We start from the raw sequence: 24,263 nt of genomic DNA, 5'->3' as shown, positions 1-24,263 counted from the left end.
GCGCACTGACCTTGGAACCGAGGGGCGCCGTCAGTGGCGCCCCCCGGGACACGTGAGTATACTGGCGGCCTGTATCCGTCATAAAACACTCACCGATGTTCAAACCTATGGCAGTCCTTGCTCCCGACGGAGCTTCGCGGCTCGCTGCCGCGGGCAAACAGCGAACGGCCGGCCGGCCCACCCACGACGATGCGCTCCAGATGCGCGAGAGCCTCCTCGATGCCGCCAAATCGGTCTTCATGAGAGAAGGTTTCGGCGCCGCGAGAGTCGAAGAAATCGCGTCGATCGCGGGCGTCAGCAAGACGACGATTTACCGTCAGTTCGGAACCAAGGAAGAGTTGTTTCGCGCCATCGTCTGGCGCGGGATGGCTGATTTGCGCGGCAAGATTTCACAGCATGTCGAGCCGGGCCGCGATTTTTCGACGAACCTGGCAGCCCTCATCGACGCGCTCGTCGAGCACATGGCGACGCCGGACAGCATGCACACTTCCCGGCTAGTGATCGGCGAAGCGATGCGCTTCCCGGACATCGCAAAACAATTTCTGCAATACACAGCTACGATGCTGGCGCCCCTCGCGAGCGCGCTCGAATCCGCCGCGGCCAGCGGAGTGATCGACATCGACGACCCTGCGAATTCGGCGCGCGATCTGCTGACGTTGGTCACCGGCGCGCCCGAAGTCCACCTTGCGATACAAACCACGCGTGCAGAACGCAAACGCCGGGCCGAACGCATTCATCGGTTCGTGTTGACGGCGTGGAAATATCGAGCGACTCTAGATAAGGTTCGGGGCAGATCAATGCCGTAACGTGGGGCGCTACATTCTCTAGTCCCGCGAAGGACTAGTTGTCAAACGCCCCCATCACCTGGAACTGCCCCGACGCCTGGGCAATGCACTTTGCATTCGCCCAGATTTGACAGTCCGAGAAAATCACTCGCCTTCCCGAACGCAAAACGTCGACACGAGCTTCGACCCAATCGCCGGGCTCAGCGTTGCCCATGAAGTTGACGGTCAAATTCGTCGTCAACACCTTCACCGCCGGCTCACGCGAATGCTTGCTCGCCCATGTAATGGCCGTATCAGCTAGCATGCAAACCGCGCCGCCGTGCATCATCTGACCGAGGTTGCGATGCGCCTCGCGGACATACATCCCAATCACGTGTCCGCGCTCAGTCTTACGAAAGTACGTTGGTCCGAACATCTGATGGAAGGGCCCAAACGCCGGCATCAACGCAAATCCTTCCGGAATGGGCCCTTCGTCATCTGCTTGCCAGCAGAAGACGGCCAGTGCGTCTGTTTGCTCCAATGCAATTCTCCTCTTCGACGCCGGATGTAACGCGGCGGCAGATTTCCTTTCTTCCTCAATCAAAGATAGCGTATCATTATCCGCACGAAAGTCAATTATATGAACGCTCATGGATATCGGATCGCTCTTTACGCCCCTCACCGTACGGGGCGTCACGCTTGCCAACCGTATCGTCATGTCACCCATGACCCGCGGCTTTTCACCCAATGGACTGCCTGGCAGTGACGTCGCGTCCTACTACAAGCGCCGTGCGCAGGGCGAGACAGGTCTCATCATCACGGAAGGCGTTGGTGTCGATCATCCGGCAGCACTTGGCGAAGCGGGACTAGGCGAAAATTCGATCCCGGTGCTGGTCGACGACGAATCCGTTACCGCCTGGCGCCGCGTGACAGACGAAGTGCATGCAAGTGGCGGCATCATCTTTCCTCAGTTGTGGCACATGGGCCCGATGAAGGAAGCGAATACGGGCCCCTTCCCGGCTGCGGCACCGCTGCGCCCCTCCGGATTGTGGGGACCGGCGGGACGAACGACATCGCTGAACGCAGGCTACATGGAGCGGGTCATGACGCCAACTCGCCCGATGACCGACGCCGAGATCGCGGACGTCATTGCGGCCTATGGTCGAAGCGCCCGCTATGCGAAGGCCGCCGGCTTCGATGGAATCGCGATTCACGGTGGTCACGGCTATCTGATCGACGCGTTTCTGTGGGCCGAAACCAATCAGCGCACGGATCAATGGGGCAAAGATCTGGCAGCGCGCAGCCGCTTCGCCACCGAAGTCGTTCGCGCAATTCGCGAAGCGATCGGCGCCACGATGCCGATCACGTTCCGCTTCTCCCAGTGGAAACAGCAGGATTTCCGCGCGCGTCTCGCCAACGATCCGCACGAGCTTGAACAGATCCTCGCCCCGCTCGCGGACGCGGGCGTCGACATCTTCGAGGCGAGCACCCGGTACTTCAATCGGGCGGAATTCCCGGGCTCAGAAATGAATCTCGCCGGTTGGGTGAAGAAGGTAACCGGCAGGCTTTCGATGGCTGTTGGTGGAATCGGCATTAACAAGGGCTACTACGATTCGATGGCCGGGGACGAGACCTCGGCGCAGCCCGATCTCACCCCTCTGCTCGATCGCTTTTCGCGCGGCGAATTCGATCTTGTTGGCGTAGGACGCTCGCTTCTGCATGATCCAAACTGGGCGCGGCGCGCGCGGCTTGGCGAGCCGTTCCTCGGATTCAGCAACGAGTCGCTCGCACGACTAACTTGAAGTACATGTTTCGCTCTGCCTAAATCAGCGAGAGACTTCGATGAAGAGACTGGATGGCAAGATCGCGCTCGTAATGGGAGCATCACGAGCTGGCAACATGGGGCAGGCCATGCGCGTCGCTTTGTCGATGAAGGCGCGACAGTGGTGATCTCGGGAAGGAGCGTCGAGGGCCTGCAGTCGTTCGCTCGGGAAATCGGCGCACCAGTGAGCGCGAAGCTCTGCGATGTCGCGTCGAAAGCAGCGGTTTCTCAGCTCGTCGAGGATGTGGTCCATGCGCACGGCCGTCTCGACATTGCAGTCAACGCCGCGGCAACCGGCCACTACGGAGCATTCGAAGAAACCACCGAAGCCGAGATCGACGAGATGCTGTCGATCATATTCAAGGGCGGGTTCTTTTTCATGCAGAGCGCGGTCGGCGCAATGAAACGCTCGGGCGGCGGTTCGATCATCAATATCTCTTCGGCTGTGGCCACGATCATGTTCGAGAACCACGCTGCCTATATGGGCGTCAAGGCGGGGCTCGAACACGTTACGCGCACGGTCGCCAATGAGTTTGGCCGCTTCGGCATACGCGCGAACTGTATCGCGCCTGGCTTGACCGAGACGCCGATGCTGGGCGACTTCATCAGCCCGGGCATGACCGACGCCTTCATCAAGGAAATGCCGCTAGGCAGGCTCAATACAGTCGAGGACATCGCCAACGCCGCGGTGTTCGTCGCGTCGGACGAATGCTTCATGACGGGGCAGACCCTCCATGTCACTGGCGGACTCACGCTCCGGCGCAATCCCACGGCGGCCGAGATCGCCGCTTCGGTGCAAGGGGCGACACGATGAGGACATTTTTTATGAGCGGGAGAAACTGACAATGGATCTGCAGCTTGGAGGCAAGCGCGCACTGGTCACCGGCAGCAACTCTGGAATTGGCGAAGGCATCGCAAAAGTCCTGGCTCGCGAGGGCGCCGTCGTGGTCGTGCACGGCCGCAATGAAGGACGTTGCCGGAACGTGGCAGAAGCAATCACGACTGCCGGAGGCAAGGTTTCTTATGTCGTGGGTGACTTATCCGATGAGGCGGCTTGCAACGGCGTCGCCGATCAGATCATCGAGCGGCTCGGCGGAGTTGACATCCTGGTGAACAACGCCGGCGGCCGTGCCAGCTCGCATCGTATGGACGGCAAAGGTGGTGCGATGAATCCAGCCTGGCTCGAGACGCCTTGGACCGATTGGCTCTGGACTTTCGAGCAGAATGTCGGCGCGGCCGTCAGGCTTGTCCAGAAGCTCGTTCCAGGAATGAAAGAGCGCGGCTTCGGGCGCATCATCAATATCGGAAGCGCGGCCGCCACACAAGTGGAGCCCGATCTTGCCGAATATCAGGCCATCAAGGCGGCGATGGTCAACATGAGCGCATCGCTTGCCAAGACACTCGCCGCGACCGGGATCACGGTCAACACCGTGACGCCCGGCATCATCATGTCGCCTGCGGTCAAAAGTACGTTTACCGATCTCGCACTGAAGCAGGGTTGGGATGTCGATGACTGGGCAGAGGTGGAGCGCCGTTTTACTTCCCAGATCTTCGTCAATTCGGCCGGCAAGTTCGGCGAGCCGGAGGATATCGGCCGCATGGTCGCCCTGCTGGCCAGTCCGCTATCCGGTTACATGACCGGTGCCAACTATCGTGTCGATGGCGGCCAAGTCAGATCGATCAACTGAGTTCCAAGGCTGGATGAGCGAACGCCGCGAAAGGCCCGGCAAAGATCTGCTGAGCGCTATAGCCCACGATCGATTTCAACCGCAAGCGAACGCAGTTCTAGCGTACCGTTGACTAGTCCGCTGCTGGCGACGGCCTTCTTCGCCGGATCGCATTTGGTGTGGCCTGTTTGACCAGCCAGCGAGACAGAAAACGCTCGGGACATCTCGCCTGACTGCCCGCTGGACCATCGCTTGCGGTTTTTTACGTGCGCCCGGTCACCGGAATCAACGCCCCGGTTACCCCCGACGCGGCACCCGACGCGAGAAAGAGAATCACGTTGGCGATTTCTTCAGCCCGCACCCAACGGGAAAAGTCGTCGTCCGGCATATCCTTGCGGTTTTGCGGCGTATCGATGATGCCTGGCAAGATAGCGTTGACGGTAACGGAGCGGCCCTTGAGTTCCTCGGCCAGCGCCTCTGTCAAACGCATCACCCCCGACTTCGAAGCCGTATACGCTCCCATGCCCGCGCCCGCCTTCAGTGCAGCGCCGGCTCCGATATTGATGATGCGTCCGCCTTCCGCGCTGTTGGCAATATAGTCGAGCGCGGCTTTCGACGCAGTCGCTGCCGTGCGCACGTTCATCTGGTACATCAGATCCCACGTGTCCAGACTGCCGTCCGCCAACGTCTCCCAGCGAAAGCCCCCCGCTATGTTGACGAGCGCATCGAGCTTGCCAAGCTGCTCGACGATATCCGAGATCGCCGAGCGCGCCGAATCGAGATCAGTTAGCTCGACGCCGCCTCGCCACCACGAAGCGTGCAATTGCTCCGCGCTCGCGTTCTCTGGCGCAGGCGCCTTGTCGATCAGCGCAACCTCCCAGCCGTTCTCAGCAAACACGCGACCAACCGTGCGCCCAAGCGCGCCGAATCCACCCGTTACCGCCACTACCCGTTGCATGTCAGATCTCCCTGGCCGCGCCCGCCGCCCACATCGCTAAAGCCGGACGCAGTAAAAAGCTCAGCGCCCCTTGAACACCGGCTCGCGTTTCTCGCGAAACGCGTTGACCGCCTCTTGATGGTCTTCCGTCAGGTTCGACAACGCCTCGTATGCGATCGACGCGTCGAGAATGGAATGCGCAAGCTGCTTCAGGCCGATGTTGATCGAAGCCTTGGTCCACTGGATCGCGCGTGAAGCGCCGTTGGCGAGACGCCTCGCCATGGCGTCGACCACGGCATCCAGTTCGTCGGCCGGCACCGCATGATTGATGAGACCCAGTCGTGCTGCTTCTTCCGCGGTGACGAGGTCGCCCGTCAACAGGTATTCCTTGGCCTTCGCATAGCCCACCAGCTGCGGCCAGATCACCGCGCCGCCATCGCCCGCCACGAAGCCGACTTTCACGTGCGGATCACCGATCTTCGCGTGATTGGCCGCGTAGCTCAGATCCGAGAATAGCGCGATCGTCGCGCCGAGGCCAATTGCATGACCGTTGATCTTTGCGATGACCGGCTTCGGACAATCGAGCATCGAGAAGACAATTTTCTTCGCGCGTTGCATGCCTTCGAGAAACAGCGTCGGGTTGTCGATGACCTGCTGCATGTGCTCGATGTCGCCACCCGCGCTAAAAGCGCGCCCTGCGCCAGTCAACACGACGACCCGGGTTTCATCATCCTCGGCGACATCGAGAAAAAGCCGCGACATCTCGATGTCCATCTGCTCGTCGAACGCGTTCAACGTTTCAGGGCGGTTGAGCGTGACGGTCAGGATGCCGCCATCGCGTTCGAGCAACAACGCCTTATAGTCCGAAATATTCATGGCTAACCTATTCACAATGAAGAAATCCGGCGGGACGGCAGGACAGTCTGCCGCCGTCGACGGACGCTGCATTCGCGCTGCCGCGCGAATGCATGACGCCGACCAGCGCACACCCGGCGCACAGCGCAAAAGCGGTCACACGTGCAGCGGAATGAACCTGCGACCGTTGTCGTACATGATCTTGCGCGTGTCCTCTTCGGACAGCGCATTGCATGCTTCCGACGCAAAGTCCTTCGGTTCCGGCACCCCTTCCGCGTGCGGATAGTCGGAGCCCATCAACAGGAAGTCCGACGAATCCGTTTGAGCGATGATCTGGGCAATGTTGTCCTCCGGATACGCGACCACGAAGACGTTTTCCTTGAAGATCTGACTCGGGCGTTTCTTCAACTGCCCGCACGGCCAGTAACCATTCTTCGCCATCCCGCGGCACTTGTCCATTTTGACGAGCATCGACGGCACCCATTCCGCGCCGTTTTCCGCGCTGCACAGCTTGACGCGCGGGAAACGCTCGAAGAAGTTATAGAAGATGAACGACGACAGCGTCTCGATCACGGGACGCTCGCCGTAGCCGTGCATCCAGACGAAGGCGGTCTGACGCTGGCGCGACTGCTGCACCGGCTCGCCCCACACCGCCATGTGATCCTTCATGTAGATCGCTTCCGACACGTGGAACGTCACGCGCACGCCAGCCTCGTTCAGAATCGACCAGAACGGATCGAAGTACGGGTCCGCAGGCGCACGGCCATTGAACGGCCCCATCGGCATCAGGACCACGCGCACGCCGTTCGCCACGAGCCACTTGGCCTCGGCGACAGCGGCATCGAGATCGTCGAGCGTGACGACCGGCGTCGTGTAGATGCGATCCTTGTAGTTGAAACCCCAGTCTTCGAGCATCCAGCGGTTATACGCATGCAGAACCGCATTGGCGGCGACCGGCTCGTTGAGATACGAAATACACGCGACCATTTCGCCGATGTACATCGTGCAGGCCTCGACACCGAATTGGTCCATCTTCTGCAAACGCGCGTCGCGGTTGAACATGTCCGGGGTCGGGGGCACCCGCATATCGACGTTATCCTTGCCTTCCTTCATCGCGCGCAGCCATTCATGCAGCTTGCCCGGCGGCGGCACGTGCCCCTCGGCCGAGGTGTAGCCCTCGCTGATTTCCACCTTGCGGTCACCGACATACATGCAGCGATTGCCGTCTGCCGTCACGCGGCTGGTAAACGACCAGTCCTTCTTGAACTGCTCGGGCAAGTAGCGGCTGAATGCGTCCTCGACTTCGTAGAAGTGCGTGTCCGCGTCGTAGATCTTCCCTTGATACGCTTGCATGTTCTATCTCCTGATCGTGGGGAGCGCTGCTGAACGAGCGCCCTTGAGAGAAGTATCGGGTCAAGCCATCGACCGAAAAACTCTCATATCGAACTCAAAAGCGTCGATATCGATTTGATATCGGGCAGCGCCTTCGCCATCCTTGTGGCCTGCATCGATCGCTCGTACAAAAACATCAATGCGAACACTGTTCGGATATAAGTATAATCCAAACGATACATGCAACCGGAGACGTTCATGCAAGCAGAAGTACTCTCCCCGCAGGCACACCGAGCGCAACGCGTAGCGGGACCACCACGTGGATTCACGATCGCGATCCTGCTTGCCGCGGTAGCGGCTTCGTCTGGCATCACCGTCATCTATACGGTGCTCGTCACGCTCTACAAGGCCTTTCCTGCGTCGAACTCCGTGAGCTGGACCGTGACCGCATATTGGCTCGGCTCGGCCGTCTTTGCAGCCGTGAGTGGGCGACTCGGTGATCTGTTGGGCTACCGCAGAATCCTGCTGGTGGTGATGTCGGTCGCTGCGGTCGGCGCAGTCGTCGCTGCGTGCGCGACCGACGTCGGCATACTCGTCGCGGGTTGTGCGATGCAATCGATCGCGGCAGGCATTACGCCGCTCTCGATCGGGTTGGTTCGTGAGAACCTGCCACCTGCCAGGGTGCCTGCCGCGGTCGGATTGATCAGTGCGGCGGGAATGGTATCGGCGGGGCTGATTTACATCTGCGCGGGCGTCGTCGTGGATCACTATTCGTGGCAGGGCGGCTTCTGGTTCAAAGTCGCGCTGTGCGTCGTCGCCGTCGCAGCCGTACGCACGTGGGCACCGCCGTCTCCGCCGAATCCCGGCGTCCGGATCGACTACATTCGAGGCCTTGCGTTCGCTCCAGCACTGTGTGCCATCCTGTTCGCAGTGCAGGAAATCCGCGCGTGGGGACTCGGCGATGTGCGGCTATGGGCTTTGATCGTTGGCGGGATGATCGTGCTCGGACTCTGGGCACGCCATCAACTCGGAGCCCGTCATCCGCTCATCAACGTACGTCTGCTGAAAATGCGCGAAGTCGTATTGGCGAATGCATGCATGGCATTCCTCGCGGCTGGCGCCATGCAGTTGGGACAGGTTTTCTCGCTGCTCGCCCAGCAACCTGCCGGCACGTACGCCGGATTCGGGCTGAGCGCAACGACGGCTGGACTGCTGATGTTTAGCATCAACATCGTCGCGCTGGTCGCAAGCCCGTGGAGCGGCCGTGTTGCGGCCCGCTACAAGGCCCGCCCCGCTGCCATGATCGGCATGCTCATACTGGCCCTGGCCTGGGCCTCACTGATCGTGCTTCATCGCAACCTGCTGCTCTTCGTGCCAGGTGCGGTGCTGTGCTCGTTCGGCCTCGCCTTTACGAGCACTGCGCTGTACAACCAGATCGTGGAAACGACGCCTGCACATCAGACAGGCGAGGCAACGGGCATGCTCTACGTGTTCTTCTCGTGTTTCTTCGCGGTAGGCGCCCAGGCGGTCTTTTCACTACTGCGCAGCGCGACGACCGGAGCCAGCGGTGCATCGTTTCCCGCCGATAGCGGCTATGTTTCGGTATTCGTCTACATTGCCTGCAGTTCGATTGCCGGACTGCTGATCGCTTCCATACTGCCGAAGCGTCGTACCCACTGATTGTCGTTTCGATCGATGCGTTGCGCTCAGGTGCAACGCATCTTAAACCGCGCCGCGGCCACTGCGCGGTGAAGCACGCGCTTCACCGCGCAGCCGACCGCCTGGCCAGTCACTCCTCTTCTGCTTGCCCCAACGCGGACGCCCGCTGAGCGACTCTGATCATGTTCTCTTCGAGTCGATGACGTTCGCGGTCGAAGCGCTCGAGCGGCGCACCAATCGCCATCGCCGCGATCACATTGCCATTCGGCCCGAAGATCGGCGACGACACACCGGCGGAATCCGGCAGCAGTTCGCCGCGACTCACCGACAGGCCACTTTGGAGAATATGATCGAGTTCATCACGCAGCGCTTTCTTCGTTGCGATCGTTTGCGGCGTGCGGCGCTCGAACTTGACCGACTTCATGTAATCGGTAACGAAAGCGTCCGGTGCGTGGGCCAGCAGTACGCGTCCCGCAGCCGTGCAATAGAGCGGGCGACGCAGACCGATGTGCATTGAATAGCGCACCGATTGCTCGCTTTCGATCACGTCGACATAGGTGATCTCTTTGTGCTCGGCGTCAAGAACACCGATATACACGGTTTCATTGGTGCTCTTCGAGAGATCCACCAGGAACGGGCGCAGCATCTTCGAGAAGTTCCACGCGGCCATCACACCCGCGGACAACCGGAAGATCGACGGCCCTAAACGATAGCGGCCTGCGTCGTGCATCAAGAACCCTTCCGCCACTAGAGGCCTCAGCAGATTGAGCAGGCTGCTCTTGGGTGACTCGAGGGCGACATTCAGTTCTGCCAGCGACATACCGTCCGGAGACTTCGCCAGCACATCGAAAATTCCGAGGAGTCGGGTCAGCGAGCGCGGCCCGCTGACGTCCCGGTCCGCCGGCGCTGAGGTCTCTTTCAACATGATTTTCCCCATGAATTGACTGTATCGATTATACGGGAACTATTCACATAGTTTTACAACGATCGCAATGTGGCACACTTTCGCGCCATCCGAATTCGGGAATACGCCAGGGCGCCCCCTTTCTCTGCTTGCGCTATAGTTGAACGACGTTCGCAAAATTGGAATGCCGGACATCTCTTTCCGGAACGTCCTTACGGTGCGCTTGCACGTCGAACAACAAGATTCACCATCACTTCTGGACTCACACATGCACCCGAAAAAACTGGCAGAAAAGGTCGCCATCGTGACCGGAGGCGGGCAAGGCCTCGGACTCGGTATTGCCCGTGCACTTGCCGCCGAGGGAGCGAGCCTGGTCCTGACTGGTCGTACGGAGGCCAAACTCACGCAGGCCGCCGAGGAATTGACCGCCCATGGCTCACGAGTGCTCGTAGTGCCCGGTGATACGCGCAATCGCGCCGACGCCGTTCGGACAGTCGAGCTTGCCGTCGAGCGGTTCGGACGTGTAGACGCGCTCATCAACAATGCACAAAGCAGCAGCCCGGGTGTACCAGTTGAGTCTGTTACCGACGATGACTGGAGTAATACGCTCGAGTCGGGCCTATACGGTACGCTGTATTTCATGCAAGCCGTATTGCCGCAGATGAAGTCGCGAGGCCGCGGCGCCATCATCAACTTCGGTTCGCGCACCGGCATCGAAGGTCTCAAGGGGTTCGGCGCGTACGCCGCAACCAAGGAGGGGATTCGTGGTCTCTCGCGTGTCGCGGCGCGCGAATGGGGCGCCTATGGCATTACCGTCAATGTCATTTGCCCGGCAGCGCTAACGCCTGCTGCCGAAGCCTACCTCGAGGCCAATCCCCAGGAACGCACTCGCTATCTCTCTGAAATTGCAGTTGGGCGCTTCGGCGATCCTCAGCGCGATATTGGACGAACAGTTGCATTTCTGTGCAGTGACGACGCTAATTTCATAACAGGGCAGACTATCAGTGTGGACGGCGGGCAGTCAATGCTTTAGTGCGTCTTTTTGAACGCAGTGCAATATATGAAACGAACAGTTGCATTTCGATAGATTAAGAAATGATCTAACTAAACAGATCGTTGCATTATCGCGAATTTCGATCCGAGGAATGTTTTTGCGCCCGGCGCGTAGCACCAAGATCGAAGAATGATCACGGACGACTTCTCCTCTCACACACTTCGCGAGAGCGTGTGGAGTTTGGCCTTGGCTGCGGGACACCGAGCCAAGGCGTTTTTTTCATCGCTGGTTTTGATGTGTTCGTCGACGCAGGGGCGTTCGCACGCGCAGACGCCAAGGCTCACCGTCGCCCGCAAAAACAATCAACGGCTTGTGGGAAAACGTCGAGTTGGATGCGCATCGCGAGAGAGCGACGCGCGAGAAGACCACCGAGCCGGCCCTCCAGAGCAACGCAGGGCCGGCTGCCCCGCGTCGCGCTAGAAGTTGGAGGCCGATCGCGGAGAGTGCGGTTTCGAACCGCCTGTTAAGAAGGTTCTTAAAACCATTCCGACGTGAAGGACGGCAAGTGCACGTCCATCCAGTCGAATTCGCTGCGGCAGTTCCCCCAAGCCCACGGCGGTGACTTCCCGCCTCGTCCGGCAGCGTCCGAACCTTGATGCGGTCGCGAGATATCCCGCATGTCCCTGCCCGAGTCGATATTTCCTACTGCTGACTGGTCTGTAGTTGCAATGCGACTGTTGCCTGTCCCGGTCGTCATGACTCGCCCCCTAGCTGCAATTTTTTACCATTTCTTCGATTACCTTCTTCGCATCGCCGAACACCATCATCGTCTTGTCCATGTAGAAGAGCTCGTTGTCGAGGCCCGCATAACCGGCGGCCATCGAGCGCTTGTTCACGATGATCGTGCGCGCCTTGTACGCCTCGATGATCGGCATGCCCGCGATCGGCGACTTCGGATCGTTCTTCGCCGCCGGATTCACGACGTCGTTCGCGCCGAGCACCAGCACTACGTCGGTCTGGCCGAATTCGTTGTTGATGTCCTCCATTTCGAACACGAGGTCGTAGGGCACCTCGGCTTCGGCGAGCAGCACGTTCATGTGACCGGGCATGCGGCCCGCCACGGGGTGAATCGCATAGCGCACGTCCACGCCCTTTTCGACGAGCTTGTCGGTCAGCTCCTTCAGCGCATGCTGCGCGCGCGCCACGGCGAGCCCGTAGCCCGGTACGATCACGACACTCTCGGCGTTGCCCAGCATGAACGCCGCATCATCGGCGGAGCCCGCTTTCACCGGACGCTGCTCCTGCGCGCCAGCCGCTGCCGCTGAGCCAGCCTCGCCGCCGAAGCCGCCAAGCAGCACGCTGAAGAACGAGCGGCTCATCGCGTGGCACATGATGTACGACAGAATCGCGCCGGAAGAGCCCACGAGCGAACCCGCGATGATCAGCATCGCGTTGTTCAGCGAAAAGCCGATACCCGCCGCCGCCCAGCCCGAGTAGGAGTTCAGCATCGACACGACCACCGGCATGTCCGCACCGCCGATCGGAATGATGATCAGCACGCCAAGCACGAACGCGATGATCGTCATAATGATGAACGGCAGCCACGACTGCGTGAGGAAGAACAGGACACCGAAGCCGAGCATCGTGAGCGCGAGCATCAGGTTGATCAGATGCTGGCCGGAGTAGACCACGGGCGCGCCCTGAAACAGCCGGAACTTGTACTTGCCCGACAGCTTGCCGAAGGCGATTACCGAGCCGCTAAACGTAATCGCGCCGACGAAGGTGCCGATGAAAAGCTCGATACGGTTGCCGTATGGCAGGAAGCCCGGATACGGCGCATTTTCTGCAACGAGCCCGAATGCGGTGGGATCGGAAACTACCGCGTACGCAATGCAGACAGCAGCAAGACCGATCAGCGAATGCATCGCCGCGACCAGCTCGGGCATCTTCGTCATCTCGACGCGCGCGGCGACATACGCGCCAAGACCGCCGCCCACCACGAGCGCCGCGAACAGCAACGCAAGCCCGAGCCCGAGATTCGAGCCGAACTGCGCGGACTCCTTCACGATCAGCGCAAGCGTGGTGAGAATGGCGATCGCCATGCCGACCATGCCGAACATGTTGCCCGCGCGCGCGCTTCTCGGGTTGGAAAGCCCCTTGAGCGCCTGAATGAAACAGACCGACGCCACCAGGTAAAGCAGCGTAACGAGGTTCATGCTCATTTACGCATCCTCCTTGCCGGTGAGCTTCTTCGGCTCTTTCTTGCGGAACATCTCCAGCATGCGCCGCGTGACGAGAAATCCGCCGAACACGTTGACGGCCGCGAGCAGCACGGCGAACGTGCCGAAAAACTTGCCTGCGCCGCCCACGGTCAGTCCCGTGGCGAGCATCGCGCCGACGATGACGATCGCCGAAATCGCATTGGTCACGGCCATCAGCGGCGTATGCAGAGCAGGCGTGACGTTCCAGACCACGTGATAGCCGACGTAGACGGCTAGCACGAAGATGATCAGATTGATGACCGTATGATTGATGACTTCCATTCCTGTTCTCCTTCCCGTCATGCCTTGCGCGTGACCTGGCCGTCACGGGCCAGCAGCGTAGCCCCGACGATGTCGTCCGCGAGATCGATGTTGAGGATGCCCTCCTTCGTGACGATCAGCTTCAGGAAGTCGAGCAGATTGCGCGCGTAGAGCGCGGAGGCATCGGCGGCGACCATCGAAGCGAGGTTCGTGTAGCCGCAGATCTGCACGCCATGGTGCGTCACGACCTTGTCGGCCTCGGTGAGAGGGCAATTGCCGCCGCGCCGTCCGGAGGCCTGCTCGGCGACGGGACCGCGTCCCGCCGCGAGGTCGATCACGACCGAGCCCGGCTTCATCGCCTGCACGGTTTCCGAAGGCAGCAGCGTCGGCGCGTCGCGGCCCGGAATCAGCGCGGTCGAGATGACGATGTCGGCCTGCTTTGCGCGCTCATGCACCAGCGCCGCCTGGCGCGCGAGCCACGAAGGTGGCATGGGGCGAGCGTAGCCGCCCACACCTTGGGCCGCCTCGCGTTCCTCATCGGTTTCGAACGGCACGTCGAGAAACTTTCCGCCGAGAGACTCGATCTGCTCCTTGACCGCCGGGCGTACATCGGAAGCTTCGATCACCGCGCCAAGGCGCCGCGCCGTGGCAATGGCCTGCAGACCCGCCACGCCCGCACCAAGAATCAGCACGCGCGCCGCCTTCACGGTGCCTGCGGCGGTCATCAGCATCGGCATGAAGCGCGGATAAAGGTTCGCAGCCAGGAGCACCGCCTTGTACCCGGCGATATTGGCCTGCGAGGACAGCACATCGAGGCTCTGTGCGCGTGTCGTGCGCGGTGCGGCTTCGAGCGCGAACGCGGTGACGCCAGCCGCGGCGAGTGTGGTCGCATTGTCGACGTTGAAGGGGTCGAGCATGCCAACGAGCACCGAACCCCACTTCATGAACGGCAATTCGCTCCGCGTTGGCGACTGAACCTTGAGCACAAGGTCCGCGCCGAACGCAGCAGCCGCATCGGCGACCCGCGCGCCCACGGCGATGTACGCCTCGTCGGGATAGCTCGCGCCGATGCCCGCGCCGGTCTGGATCGTTACCGTGTGCCCTTGGGCGACGTATTTCTTGACTGTTTCGGGTGTCGCGGCCACACGGCATTCGTTCGCCCGCGTTTCCGCGGGGATTCCAATGTGCATCAAAGTACTCCTGATTGCATATGCGTGGTATGAACGTACCCACGAGGCCTGCTGCGCGAGGCAGCAACCATTCGACCTTCGGGCGCAATGCACCCCTCAAGGAACTGGTGGGTAATCCATAAAAAAAGCGCACCCTCGAAGAATGCGCTTCACAGGCTTTTCCGCGCTCTATAGAACTTTCTTTTCGCGCAGAGCATCGATATCGTGCTGCGACATACCGAGCACGTCACGCAGCACTTCGTCCGTATGTTGGCCGAGCGTCGGCGGCGCGCCGTATGAATCGATAGGCGTGCCCGACATCTTGACCGGATTCGCCACCATACGAACGGCCTGATCTGTGAGCGGGTGCGCGACTTCCACGCACATCTCGCGTGCCTGCACATGCGGATCTGCGAACACCTGTTCCAGATTGTTGATCGGTCCAGCCGGCACTCCGGCGGCGTCGAGTGCCGCGAGCAGTTCATCGCTCTGCCATTCGACGATCAGCGGCTCGAACACTTCGCCCAGTGCGCGACGATTCTTTACGCGCAGAGCGATCTCGCTGAATCGCGGATCAGTAGCAAGCTCGGGATGCCCGAGAACATTGCACATTCGCGTGTACTGCTCGTTGTTGCCGGCAACGATCATGATGTCGCGATCGGCGCAACGGAACATGCGGGACGGCATGCCACCATTGCCCTCGGTACCGCGCCGGATCGGAATCTGGCCAGAAACGAGGTACTGGCTTGCATAGTGCGATGTGGCAGCAATCATCGCGTCCAGCAACGCCAGGTCGATGTACTGCCCTTCGCCAGTACCGCCTTGCGCCGCGTCGCGATGATAGAGGGCCGCGATGATCGCCGAAGCGGCGTACTGACCACAGAGGATGTCGGCAAGACTGGGCCCGGTTTTCATAGGGCCGCCGCCGGGCACGTCGTCACCGTTTCCAGTCACGCTCATCAAGCCACCCATCGCCTGGAAAATCGAGTCATAGCCCGGCCGTGGGCTATATGGTCCGGTCTGGCCGAACCCGGTTATCGAACAGTAGATCAGGCGCGGATTGACCAGCTTGAGGCTCTCGTAGTCGAGCCCGTAACGCTTGAGGTCGCCCACCTTATAGTTCTCGAGCAACACGTCGCATTGTGCAGCCAGCGAGCGGATCAGCGCCTGGCCCTCAGGCGTAGAGATATCGCAGGTGATCGACTTCTTGCCGCGGTTCGCGCTGATAAAAAACGTCGACTCGCGCGTGACCTTGCCGTCCCGATCCATCAGGAACGGTGGGCCGAATTGCCGCGAATCGTCGCCCTTTCCCGGACGCTCGACCTTGATGACCTCGGCGCCGAGATCCGCCAGCATTTGAGCCCCCCACGGCCCCGCGAGAATACGGCTCAGGTCGAGGACGCGAACACCCGCCAACGCGCCTTTTGTCATAACAAACTGTCCCCTTGAATTCGCACCGGCTGCGCCGGAAGCCATGCATCAGCGGCCGACAAATTTCGCCGCACGTTTTTCGATGAAGGACTGAACACCTTCCTTGGCATCTTCAGTGTTGTAGAGAAACTGCTGGGTCGACTGAATTGTCGCGTAAGCATCCTGCCAGCCTTGTCCCAGCGAAACCCGCGCGTTCTGCATCGTGGCCTGCACGGCTAGCGGTGCCTGCGCCGCAATTCGCTCTGCGATCGCGAGCGCCCGGTCGAACTCCTGCCCCGCGGGCACGACATCCTGCACGAAGTTCATGTGCCGCGCCTCTTGCGCGGTGAATTCGTCGCCAGTAAGTAGTACCTTCATCGCGTTGCCCCAGCCGGCACGCTGGACCATGCGGAACGTCGCACCACAACCTGCCATGATCCCCCGCTTGACTTCAAGCTGGGAGAAACGGCAGTTGTCGGCCGCCACAGCCACTTCCGATGCGAGCATCAATTCGACCGCGACCGTGAAACAGATTCCCTTGAGCGCAATGACGACCGGCTTGGTGCGCAGCGGCGCGCGCAAGTTGAACGGATCGACCTCGCCTTCAGGAAGCAGGGATTTCCCTTCCCGGCGCAATGGCGCGATCTTCGGCATGTCGAGCCCTGCCGTAAAGTGATCCCCTTCGGCGTAGACCAGCCCGCAAAAAATATCGCTGCTCTGTTCGAGCTGCGTGTAAGCCATGGCCAGTTCGCGGAACATCTTCGGGGTAAATCCGTTGCGCTTTTCCGGCCGGTCGATGCCCATCAAGAGCAGGTTCCCGCGCTGCTCAACGCGAATCTGTCCGTCCTCGTGACGAGTAGTCATGCAGTGTCTCCTCGCGGTGTTTCCCGTTAGTGAATCTGCCCTCGCGCTCAATTGACAAAGCCGGGCCTCACATTCAGAATCATAAACGTCGTTCAAATAATTGGCAACGTGCGGTACGCTTTGACGTAACCCTAAGGGCGCGCCGCGGCCGACGAACCACGCGCGAGCAGCGTTCCCCCTCATTCCCTCAAGGAAGAACCATGGCCTACGAGACGATCATCGTCGAAACGCACGGAAAAGCCGGCTTGCTCAGGCTGAACCGTCCGCAAGCCTACAACGCGCTGAACAACCAGCTGATGGACGAGCTGACGGCAGCACTCGACGACTTTGAAGCCGATCCCGCCATCGGCTCGATCGTGCTGACCGGCAGCGAAAAGGCGTTCGCCGCCGGAGCCGACATCAAGATGATGAACGAATGGACGTACATGGACGTCTACAAGAATCAGTTCATCACGTCGAACTGGGAACGCACCTCGCGTTGCCGCAAGCCGGTCATCGCGGCGGTCGCGGGTCTTGCGTTGGGCGGAGGCTGCGAACTGGCCATGATGTGCGACTTCATTCTCGCCGCCGACGATGCCCGTTTCGCCCTGCCCGAAATCACGCTGGCGACCATTCCCGGCGCTGGCGGCACCCAACGCCTCACGCGCGTGCTCGGCAAATCGAAGGCGATGGAGATGATCCTCACCGGCCGCAAGATGGACGCCGTCGAGGCAGAACGATGCGGTCTCGTGAGCCGCATCCTGCCGGTCGACACGCTCGTCGAAGAAGCACTGAAAACGGCCGATGAAATCGCGCGATATTCGCAACCCGTCGTGGCGATGGCGAAGGAGTGTGTGAACCGCGCCTACGAATCCAGCCTCGCGGAAGGCATCCTGTTCGAGCGGCGCATGGCCTATTCGACCTTCGCCACCGCAGATCGAAAGGAAGGCATGGCAGCCTTCGCCGAAAAGCGCAAACCCCAGTTTCGCGATTGTTGAATCGCCAAGAACGCCACGCGCATCGTGGCAAACCGAGAACGCCAGGTCACGCGCGTCAGGCGCATTTCTCTGGCACCCACACTCCCTATCCAGATTACAGGCGCGCGATGAAACCGTATGTCAACCGCATTACTGAATTACTCGGCATTCAATATCCCATCATTCAGGGCGGCATGCGCTGGGTGGCGCGAGCCGAACTGGCGGCGGCCGTGGGGAACGCGGGTGGGCTCGGGTTCATCTCCGCGCACACCCATGCAAGCGCCGATGCACTCGCGCGCGAAATCGACAAGGTGCGTTCGCTCACGGACAAGCCCTTTGGCGTCAACCTGACCGTTCTCGGCGCGAATGCCGGTCTCGACTATGACGGGTATGTTCGCACGATCGTGTCCCAAGGCGTCCAGGTCGTTGAAACGGCTGGCAGCAATCCCGCGAAATACATCGCCGAGTTCAAGGCACATGGCGTTAAGGTCGTGCATAAGTGCGTCACGGTTCGCCACGCGGTGAAGGCGGAATCACTCGGCGCAGATGTCGTCAGCATCAACGGATTCGAATGCGCGGGGCACCCTGGCGAAGACGATATCCCCGGACTGATCCTGATTCCAGCCGCAGCCGAAAAGCTCAAGGTGCCGATTCTCGCGTCCGGGGGCTTCGCCGATGGGCGCGGCCTGATGGCGGCTCTCGCGCTCGGCGCGGATGGCATCAACATGGGTACGCGTTTCATGCTCACGCAAGAATCGCCGGTCCACCCAGCGATCAAGCAACGTCTGCTGGAAGCGACCGAGCGCGATACCGTCCTGTTGGGCCGCTCGATCGGGGACCCGAGCCGCGTGGTCAAGAATAGCGTGAGCCTCGCCGCGCTCGAACTTGAGCGCAGCAAAAACGTGACGCATTCGGACCTGTCCGCACTGACCGGAGCACAGCGCTGGATGGATGCGTTCGCTACGGGAGAAGTCGAAGGCGGCGCTTTCCCCGCCGGTATCGTCACAGGCCTCATTCACGATTTGCCGACCTGCGCGGAATTGATCGCCCGCATCGTCGAGGAAGCCGCCGCGATTGCCCAACGCCAGCTCGGCTTCAGCGCTGCTCTGGCATGAAACTGACCGGCCTTCGAGTCATTGACCTGTCGCAGTTCATGCCGGGTCCGTTCCTCGCTGCCAACCTCGCCGATCACGGGGCGCAAGTCATCAAGGTCGAACCGGTCACCGGCGACCCGACGCGCGGCGCACCCGGCACGGACGGCGCTTTCTTCGCGGCTATCAACCGCGGCAAGCGCAGCATCGGTCTCGACCTGAAGCATCCGGACGGACGCGAGGTCGCGCTGAAGCTGCTGAACGAGGCCGACGTCGTCATCGAATCGTCGAGGCCGGGCGTCGCCGCTCGCCTTGGCATCGACTACGACACGGTGAGCCGCAATAACCCGAAGGTCGTTTATTGCGCGATTACCGCATTCGGCCAGACCGGCCCGCTCTGTCAATTGCCCGCACACGATCCGGTAGTTCAATCGCTTGCAGGTACGCTGCCGCGCGATGAGCGAGGAATGCCGTTTGCCACGGGACCGTCGCTCGCCGCGCTGGCCGGTTCGCTGACGGCATTGTCCGCTGTGTTGATGGCGCTGCTGCGCGCCCGGGAAACCGGGCGCGGCGACTACATCGACGTGTCGCTGTTCGATGCAGCGCTCACGGCACAGCCGTACCTGAGCGGCCGTTTGCTCAACATGCCGGCCGGGCAATCGTCGGAAGCGACCGAGGGCGATAGCGGACTCGCGATGCTCAGCACCTACGAGACCGCCGATTCGAAATGGCTCTGCCTCGGCGGCCGGGAATACAGTTTTGCCAGCAACCTACTTACGCCGCTCGGCCGTCCCGACCTGGTCGCCGACGCGACCGGGCCGGGGGGTGAAGGCCAGATACGCGTTCGAGCATTCCTGACGCAAACATTCATTACACGCACGCTCGATGAATGGCTCGATTGGTTCAAAGGCCGGAACGTCAGCGTCGCGCCGGTGCTCTCGACCGCGGAGGCGCTAAACCATCCACATGCTCATGAGCGAAGAATGGTCCAGACCGATCCGTCCGGACGCGCCCACGTAGCGAGCCCGATTCATTTCCGCATGGAGCCCGCGTCGCCACCGCTCGGGGTTCCGGGACTGGGCGAGCATGCGGAGCTCGTCCTGCACAGCATCGGCTACAGCGAAGACCGGATTGCGGAACTCGTTGCCTCGGGCGCCGTGCGGGGGCAGCACAACGAAGCGCATGACTTTGCGCAAGCCGCCAATTGACGCGAACAACATCATGCCCATACTGCTAGAGGCGGACGCCATCGACTTTGCGTCCATCATCCGTCGCGGCGACACTGTCACATGGGGCCAATCGAACGCGGAGCCTCTTGCGCTCACCCGCAAGCTGCTCGAGCAACGGCATGCTGTCGGCGCGTTCCGGGTTTTTCTCGGTGCCAGCAACTACGACACGTGCCGCCCCGAGCACGCCGACTGCATCGATTTCGTTTCGTACTGCGGCAGCGGCTCCAACCGCGCACTGGCCAAGGCTGGCGCGCTCGACATTCTTCCGTGCCACTATTCGCAGTTCCCGGAGCTGATGGACTCGGGTCAGTTTGCGATCGATGTGCTGCTGCTGCAATTGGCGCCCCCCGATTCGCAAGGACGCTATAGCCTGTCGGTCGCGCATGAGTATCTGATCCCTGCGCTCGAGCGCGCGCGCGTCATCATTGCGGAGGTCAATGAACAGGCACCCTGGACTTACGGCGAACGGTATCTTCGCGACGACGAGATCGACTTCATTCTCCCGACGTCACGCGCTCTGCCCGAGAGTTCGCCAAGCGCGGCAAGCGCGACGGATCAGGCGATTGCACAAAACACGGCCGCTTTGATCGAAGACGGCGCCACGATTCAACTCGGCCTCGGCGCGATTCCCGAAGCGATCCTCGCTTGCCTCGGCGATCGGCGCGACCTCGGCATTCATTCCGGCACGATCGGGGACAAGGTCGCCGATCTGATGGAAATCGGCGTGATCAACAATGCGCGCAAGACGATCGACGCGGGCAAGACCATTGCAGGCGTGATGATGGGCGGCCGTCGCATTCACGAGTTCGCGCATCGCAACGACGCCGTCGAGTTCCGTTCGACTCGCTACACGCACGACGCGAACGTGCTCGCAAGCATCGAGCGCTTCGTCGCCATCAACTCGGCCGTGGAAGTCGATCTGAGCGGCCAGATCAACGCCGAGGTTGCCGGTGGCGTGTATGTGGGCGCGGTGGGCGGCGCACTGGATTTTCTGCGCGGCGCGCGGCGCTCGCGTGGCGGCGTTCCAGTCATCGCATTGCCGTCTACCGCAAGCAAGGGCGCCAGCCGCATCGTCGCGTCGTTGAATGGACCGGTCAGCACGCCACGCAGCGACGCCGCCATCGTGGTGACCGAATACGGCATAGCCGATCTGCGCGGCCTGACACTGCGGCAACGGCGCGAACGCATGCTGGCGATCGCCCATCCGGATCATCGCGGCGCTCTCGATCAGATGGCGAGCGCCCTGCCCCTTCATCGCACCGGAAGCGCGACGCTCGTTGCCTGATCGCAAGCAAACCCGCATCCGCAACCTCAAACTTTGCAAGGAAACGTCCCATGAAACGCGCGGCAATTGTCTCCCCTGTACGAACGCCCGTGGGCACCTTTGGCGGTAGCCTGCGCGGCGTTAGCGTCGAAGAGCTCGGTGCACTCGTCGCGAACGAAACGATCCGGCGTGCAGGGCTCGACCCCGCTCGCATCGACGATGTCGTCTTCGCACAATCGTATGCGAACAGCGAAACGCCGTGCGTGGGCCGCTGGATCGCGCTGCAGGCGGGCCTGCCTGTCGACGTGCCCGGCATGCAGTTGGACCGCCGCTGCGGCGGCGGCCTGCAGGCGCTCGCCACCGCCGCGATGATGGTGCAGACCGGTGCCGCGGACGTCGTGCTGGCTGGCGGCGTCGAAAGCATGAGCAACATCGAGTACTACAGCACGGACATGCGCTGGGGCGCCCGCTCGGGCTCCGTGCAGTTTCACGACCGGCTCGCGCGCGGCCGCGAGCGCTCGCAGCCGGAATCACGTTTCGGCTATATCTCCGGCATGATCGAGACCGCAGAAAATCTCGCCATCGACTATGGCATCAGTCGCGAGGCCGCCGACGAGTTCGCGCTGCGCAGCCATCAGCGCGCCGCGGCAGCGTGGGAGTCGGGCCATATGGCCGAAGAGGTCGTTGCGGTCAGCGTTCCGCAGAAAAAAGGCGAGCCGCTGCTGTTTTCCAAAGACGAGGGATTCCGTGCGGACGCCAGTATGGAAAGCCTCGGCAAGCTTCGCGCGTTGATGCCGGGCGGAACGGTCACCGCAGGTAACTCCAGCCAGCAGAACGATGCGGCCGCCGCTTGCCTCGTCGTCGCGGAAGACCGCCTCGAAGAGCTCGGACTCGAGCCTATGGCATGGCTGACGGGATGGGCCGCGGCGGGCTGCGAGCCGTCACGGATGGGCATCGGCCCCGTGCCCGCAGTGCAGAAGCTGATGATGCGCACCGGTCTTACGCTCGATCAGATGAATCTCGTCGAGGTGAACGAAGCGTTCGCATGCCAGGTACTGGCTGTCCTCAAAGGCTGGAACTGGCATGACATCGACCGGCTCAACGTGAACGGCTCGGGCATATCGCTCGGACACCCGATCGGCGCAACGGGCGTGCGGATCATGACCACGCTGTTGCACGAGCTGACGCGCCGAAAGGGACGCTATGCGCTCGAGACCATGTGCATCGGCGGCGGCCAGGGTATTGCCGCCGTATTCGAGCGCGCCTGACGCGGGGCTATGACGCGCACGCGCTCGACGTCGACGCCGTGCGCGTGTTCGAACCCTCAGGCCTCGACCTCGATCATCACGAAGTCAGCCTTGGTCGCCCCGCATTCAGGACATGCCCAGTCATCCGGAATGTCTTCCCAACGAGTGCCGGGCGCGATGCCCTCCGCCGGAAGTCCCGCTGCTTCGTCGTAGTAGAAACCGCAAAAAATACATTGCCACTTTTTCATGATCGTCGATGAGTCGTTGAGGGTGGTGATACTTCAGGGTGCTACGTCCCAGACGAGCGGCAGATAAAGCATGCCGTTGACGGAGCCCGAACCGCATCGCGGCTTGTCGCCCTCGCGAATGCGGAAATCGGGAATGCGTTTGAGCCACTCCTGCAGGAAAACCTTGATCTCCGTACGCGCAAGGAACGACCCCGGGCAGCGATGCGGGCCGTTGCCGAACGCCGCGTGAAGCACTGGCTTGCGCGTCAGGTCGACGGCGAGCGGATCGCTGAACTTGCGGTCGTCGAGGCCAAAGAGCGAGTTCGGCAATTGAATCTGGTCACCCTTCCTGAACTGGATGCCCTTGTATTCCATGTCCTGCGTGATGAGCCGCGCGGTGTTCGCCACGCCAAAGCGACGAATCATCTCATCGACTGACGAAACCATCAGTTCTGGATTTTCGATTAGCTGGCGCCGATGAGCCGGGTTCTCCGCGAGGAAACGCGCGATGAAACCCATCATCGATGCGACGGTATCGAGGCCGCCGAACAGCACGACGATGAACATGCCGAACATCCGCTCAGGGCTGATCGGTTTGCCGTCGATCTGCGCGTTCGCGATCAGGCTGACGAGATCGCCGCTCGCCTCTGCCTTGCGCTTTTCCACCCAGGTGGAGATATAGCCAATCAGCCGGTGCTGGGATTCGTTGCGCTGCTCGACATTGCCGCGCACGGCCCATTCCGCCCATTCGAGCAATTGTCCGCGATCGCTCAACGGGAGATCGGCCAGACGCAGGAAAATCACGATCGGCAAGATCTTCGAGAACTCCGACACGAACTCGCATTCGCCTCGTGGAGCGATTTTTTCGATCAGCTCGATTGCGAGGCTGCGCACGTCGCTTTCCAGCGACGCGATAGCTTGCGGCAGAAAAGCGGGCGTGATCAGGTTGCGGTACTGGGTATGTTCGGGCGGGTCGAGTTCCAGCGGCACGAGCTGCGTTTCATTGAGCGGCGGGATGTTGACGCTGCGATGCGAAAAACGGGTATGGTCCTTCTGCATCGCCTCGATGTCTTCGCCGCGCGTGGCGATCCAGTGGCCGCCATAGTACGGAGACCAGACGATATCGGGACCCGTATGCAGCGTCTTCCACGCCCGATGGACGTCGTCTTCGGCACCGGGCGGATTCATATAGTCGAAATCGACCACGAGTTCCCGCGGAATATGGTCCGGCACGGTCCAGCCTTTCATGTCGTTCATTGCGCGTCTCCTTTCATTTTGTAGCCCTCGAATAGATGAATCACCAGGCACTCGCTGCCAACGCAATATCGTTCATATTCCGCAACGGCGTTC

The 24,263-nt window shown here is 61.2% G+C and carries 23 protein-coding genes; 11 read left to right on the top strand and 12 right to left on the bottom strand.

Annotation, left to right across the window (positions count from 1 at the left end; genetic code table 11):
• The first annotated feature begins 107 nt into the window (after positions 1–107).
• Positions 108–806: a TetR/AcrR family transcriptional regulator gene (locus tag AB3X86_RS18420; protein WP_368597091.1), complete on the top strand. Its 699-nt coding sequence runs from the start codon at positions 108–110 to the stop codon at positions 804–806.
• A 34-nt stretch (positions 807–840) separates the two neighbouring features.
• Here AB3X86_RS18420 and AB3X86_RS18415 read toward each other — a convergent pair whose 3' ends face one another.
• The gene (locus AB3X86_RS18415) at positions 841–1,491 is read right to left on the bottom strand and encodes a PaaI family thioesterase (protein ID WP_368597090.1); all 651 of its coding nucleotides are present in this window, start codon (positions 1,489–1,491) and stop codon (positions 841–843) included.
• On the opposite strand from AB3X86_RS18415, the gene AB3X86_RS18410 reads away from it, so the two are divergent.
• The 3 genes from AB3X86_RS18410 to AB3X86_RS18400 all read left to right on the top strand — a co-directional run bounded on the left by AB3X86_RS18410 (position 1,415) and on the right by AB3X86_RS18400 (position 4,274).
• The gene (locus AB3X86_RS18410) at positions 1,415–2,566 is read left to right on the top strand and encodes an NADH:flavin oxidoreductase (RefSeq protein WP_368597089.1); all 1,152 of its coding nucleotides are present in this window, start codon (positions 1,415–1,417) and stop codon (positions 2,564–2,566) included. The two genes, AB3X86_RS18415 and AB3X86_RS18410, sit on opposite strands and share 77 nt — an antisense overlap.
• Before the next feature lie 144 nt (positions 2,567–2,710).
• Positions 2,711–3,400, top strand: a complete 690-nt coding sequence (locus AB3X86_RS18405) for an SDR family NAD(P)-dependent oxidoreductase (protein WP_368597088.1) — start codon at positions 2,711–2,713, stop codon at positions 3,398–3,400.
• A gap of 31 nt (positions 3,401–3,431) precedes the next feature.
• Positions 3,432–4,274 (top strand): SDR family NAD(P)-dependent oxidoreductase, encoded by an 843-nt coding sequence (locus AB3X86_RS18400; RefSeq protein WP_368597087.1) that lies wholly within the window; start codon positions 3,432–3,434, stop codon positions 4,272–4,274.
• A 241-nt stretch (positions 4,275–4,515) separates the two neighbouring features.
• Here AB3X86_RS18400 and AB3X86_RS18395 read toward each other — a convergent pair whose 3' ends face one another.
• The 3 genes from AB3X86_RS18395 to AB3X86_RS18385 form a co-directional block, all read right to left on the bottom strand.
• Positions 4,516–5,211 carry an SDR family NAD(P)-dependent oxidoreductase gene (locus AB3X86_RS18395; RefSeq protein WP_368597086.1) on the bottom strand — a complete coding sequence of 232 codons (696 nt, stop codon included), beginning with the start codon at positions 5,209–5,211 and terminating at the stop codon, positions 4,516–4,518.
• Positions 5,212–5,271: 60 nt separating this feature from the next.
• Positions 5,272–6,066, bottom strand: coding sequence for an enoyl-CoA hydratase/isomerase family protein (locus tag AB3X86_RS18390; protein ID WP_176122671.1), 795 nt, complete (start codon positions 6,064–6,066; stop codon positions 5,272–5,274).
• A 135-nt stretch (positions 6,067–6,201) separates the two neighbouring features.
• A complete protein-coding gene (locus AB3X86_RS18385; RefSeq protein ID WP_176122672.1) occupies positions 6,202–7,398 on the bottom strand; it encodes an amidohydrolase family protein in 1,197 nt (398 codons plus the stop codon).
• A 219-nt stretch (positions 7,399–7,617) separates the two neighbouring features.
• Here AB3X86_RS18385 and AB3X86_RS18380 point away from each other — a divergent pair, with 219 nt between their 5' ends.
• Positions 7,618–9,057, top strand: coding sequence for an MFS transporter (locus tag AB3X86_RS18380; RefSeq protein ID WP_368597085.1), 1,440 nt, complete (start codon positions 7,618–7,620; stop codon positions 9,055–9,057).
• Positions 9,058–9,166: 109 nt separating this feature from the next.
• On the opposite strand, the gene AB3X86_RS18375 is transcribed toward AB3X86_RS18380, so the two are convergent.
• The gene (locus AB3X86_RS18375) at positions 9,167–9,961 is read right to left on the bottom strand and encodes an IclR family transcriptional regulator (RefSeq protein ID WP_176111329.1); all 795 of its coding nucleotides are present in this window, start codon (positions 9,959–9,961) and stop codon (positions 9,167–9,169) included.
• 247 nt (positions 9,962–10,208) lie between these two features.
• Here AB3X86_RS18375 and AB3X86_RS18370 point away from each other — a divergent pair, with 247 nt between their 5' ends.
• Positions 10,209–10,973, top strand: a complete 765-nt coding sequence (locus AB3X86_RS18370; RefSeq protein ID WP_368597084.1) for an SDR family NAD(P)-dependent oxidoreductase — start codon at positions 10,209–10,211, stop codon at positions 10,971–10,973.
• A gap of 728 nt (positions 10,974–11,701) precedes the next feature.
• On the opposite strand, the gene AB3X86_RS18365 is transcribed toward AB3X86_RS18370, so the two are convergent.
• The 5 genes from AB3X86_RS18365 to AB3X86_RS18345 all read right to left on the bottom strand — a co-directional run bounded on the left by AB3X86_RS18365 (position 11,702) and on the right by AB3X86_RS18345 (position 16,899).
• A complete protein-coding gene (locus AB3X86_RS18365) occupies positions 11,702–13,156 on the bottom strand; it encodes an NAD(P)(+) transhydrogenase (Re/Si-specific) subunit beta (protein WP_368597083.1) in 1,455 nt (484 codons plus the stop codon).
• Positions 13,157–13,477: an NAD(P) transhydrogenase subunit alpha gene (locus AB3X86_RS18360; protein WP_368597082.1), complete on the bottom strand. Its 321-nt coding sequence runs from the start codon at positions 13,475–13,477 to the stop codon at positions 13,157–13,159.
• A 17-nt stretch (positions 13,478–13,494) separates the two neighbouring features.
• On the bottom strand, positions 13,495–14,646 hold the full coding sequence (locus AB3X86_RS18355) for a Re/Si-specific NAD(P)(+) transhydrogenase subunit alpha (protein WP_368597081.1): 1,152 nt from the start codon (positions 14,644–14,646) through the stop codon (positions 13,495–13,497).
• 168 nt (positions 14,647–14,814) lie between these two features.
• Positions 14,815–16,056: a CaiB/BaiF CoA transferase family protein gene (locus AB3X86_RS18350; RefSeq protein ID WP_368597080.1), complete on the bottom strand. Its 1,242-nt coding sequence runs from the start codon at positions 16,054–16,056 to the stop codon at positions 14,815–14,817.
• Between the two features lie 48 nt (positions 16,057–16,104).
• Positions 16,105–16,899 carry a crotonase/enoyl-CoA hydratase family protein gene (locus tag AB3X86_RS18345; protein ID WP_184227985.1) on the bottom strand — a complete coding sequence of 265 codons (795 nt, stop codon included), beginning with the start codon at positions 16,897–16,899 and terminating at the stop codon, positions 16,105–16,107.
• 200 nt (positions 16,900–17,099) lie between these two features.
• Between AB3X86_RS18345 and AB3X86_RS18340 the strand changes: the two genes are divergently transcribed.
• The 5 genes from AB3X86_RS18340 to AB3X86_RS18320 all read left to right on the top strand — a co-directional run bounded on the left by AB3X86_RS18340 (position 17,100) and on the right by AB3X86_RS18320 (position 22,707).
• On the top strand, positions 17,100–17,876 hold the full coding sequence (locus AB3X86_RS18340; RefSeq protein ID WP_368597288.1) for an enoyl-CoA hydratase: 777 nt from the start codon (positions 17,100–17,102) through the stop codon (positions 17,874–17,876).
• 107 nt (positions 17,877–17,983) lie between these two features.
• The gene (locus tag AB3X86_RS18335; RefSeq protein ID WP_368597079.1) at positions 17,984–18,970 is read left to right on the top strand and encodes an NAD(P)H-dependent flavin oxidoreductase; all 987 of its coding nucleotides are present in this window, start codon (positions 17,984–17,986) and stop codon (positions 18,968–18,970) included.
• Positions 18,967–20,154, top strand: coding sequence for a CaiB/BaiF CoA transferase family protein (locus tag AB3X86_RS18330; protein WP_368597078.1), 1,188 nt, complete (start codon positions 18,967–18,969; stop codon positions 20,152–20,154). The genes AB3X86_RS18335 and AB3X86_RS18330 overlap by 4 nt, the downstream gene beginning before the upstream one ends.
• Positions 20,155–20,167: 13 nt before the next feature.
• Positions 20,168–21,460 carry an acetyl-CoA hydrolase/transferase family protein gene (locus AB3X86_RS18325; protein WP_368597077.1) on the top strand — a complete coding sequence of 431 codons (1,293 nt, stop codon included), beginning with the start codon at positions 20,168–20,170 and terminating at the stop codon, positions 21,458–21,460.
• 50 nt (positions 21,461–21,510) lie between these two features.
• Positions 21,511–22,707 carry an acetyl-CoA C-acetyltransferase gene (locus tag AB3X86_RS18320; protein ID WP_368597076.1) on the top strand — a complete coding sequence of 399 codons (1,197 nt, stop codon included), beginning with the start codon at positions 21,511–21,513 and terminating at the stop codon, positions 22,705–22,707.
• Between the two features lie 56 nt (positions 22,708–22,763).
• Here the strand turns inward: AB3X86_RS18320 and AB3X86_RS18315 are convergent, their stop codons facing one another.
• The gene (locus AB3X86_RS18315) at positions 22,764–22,934 is read right to left on the bottom strand and encodes a rubredoxin (protein WP_018436109.1); all 171 of its coding nucleotides are present in this window, start codon (positions 22,932–22,934) and stop codon (positions 22,764–22,766) included.
• A gap of 33 nt (positions 22,935–22,967) precedes the next feature.
• Positions 22,968–24,170, bottom strand: coding sequence for a cytochrome P450 (locus tag AB3X86_RS18310; RefSeq protein ID WP_368597075.1), 1,203 nt, complete (start codon positions 24,168–24,170; stop codon positions 22,968–22,970).
• Positions 24,171–24,263 lie beyond the last annotated feature (93 nt).

Source organism: Paraburkholderia sp. BR14374, assembly GCF_040948685.1.
In the GTDB taxonomy this organism is placed as follows: domain Bacteria; phylum Pseudomonadota; class Gammaproteobacteria; order Burkholderiales; family Burkholderiaceae; genus Paraburkholderia; species Paraburkholderia youngii.
The sequence above is the reverse complement of the archived record's forward strand: the minus strand, read 5'-3'. Positions and strand labels throughout refer to the sequence as shown.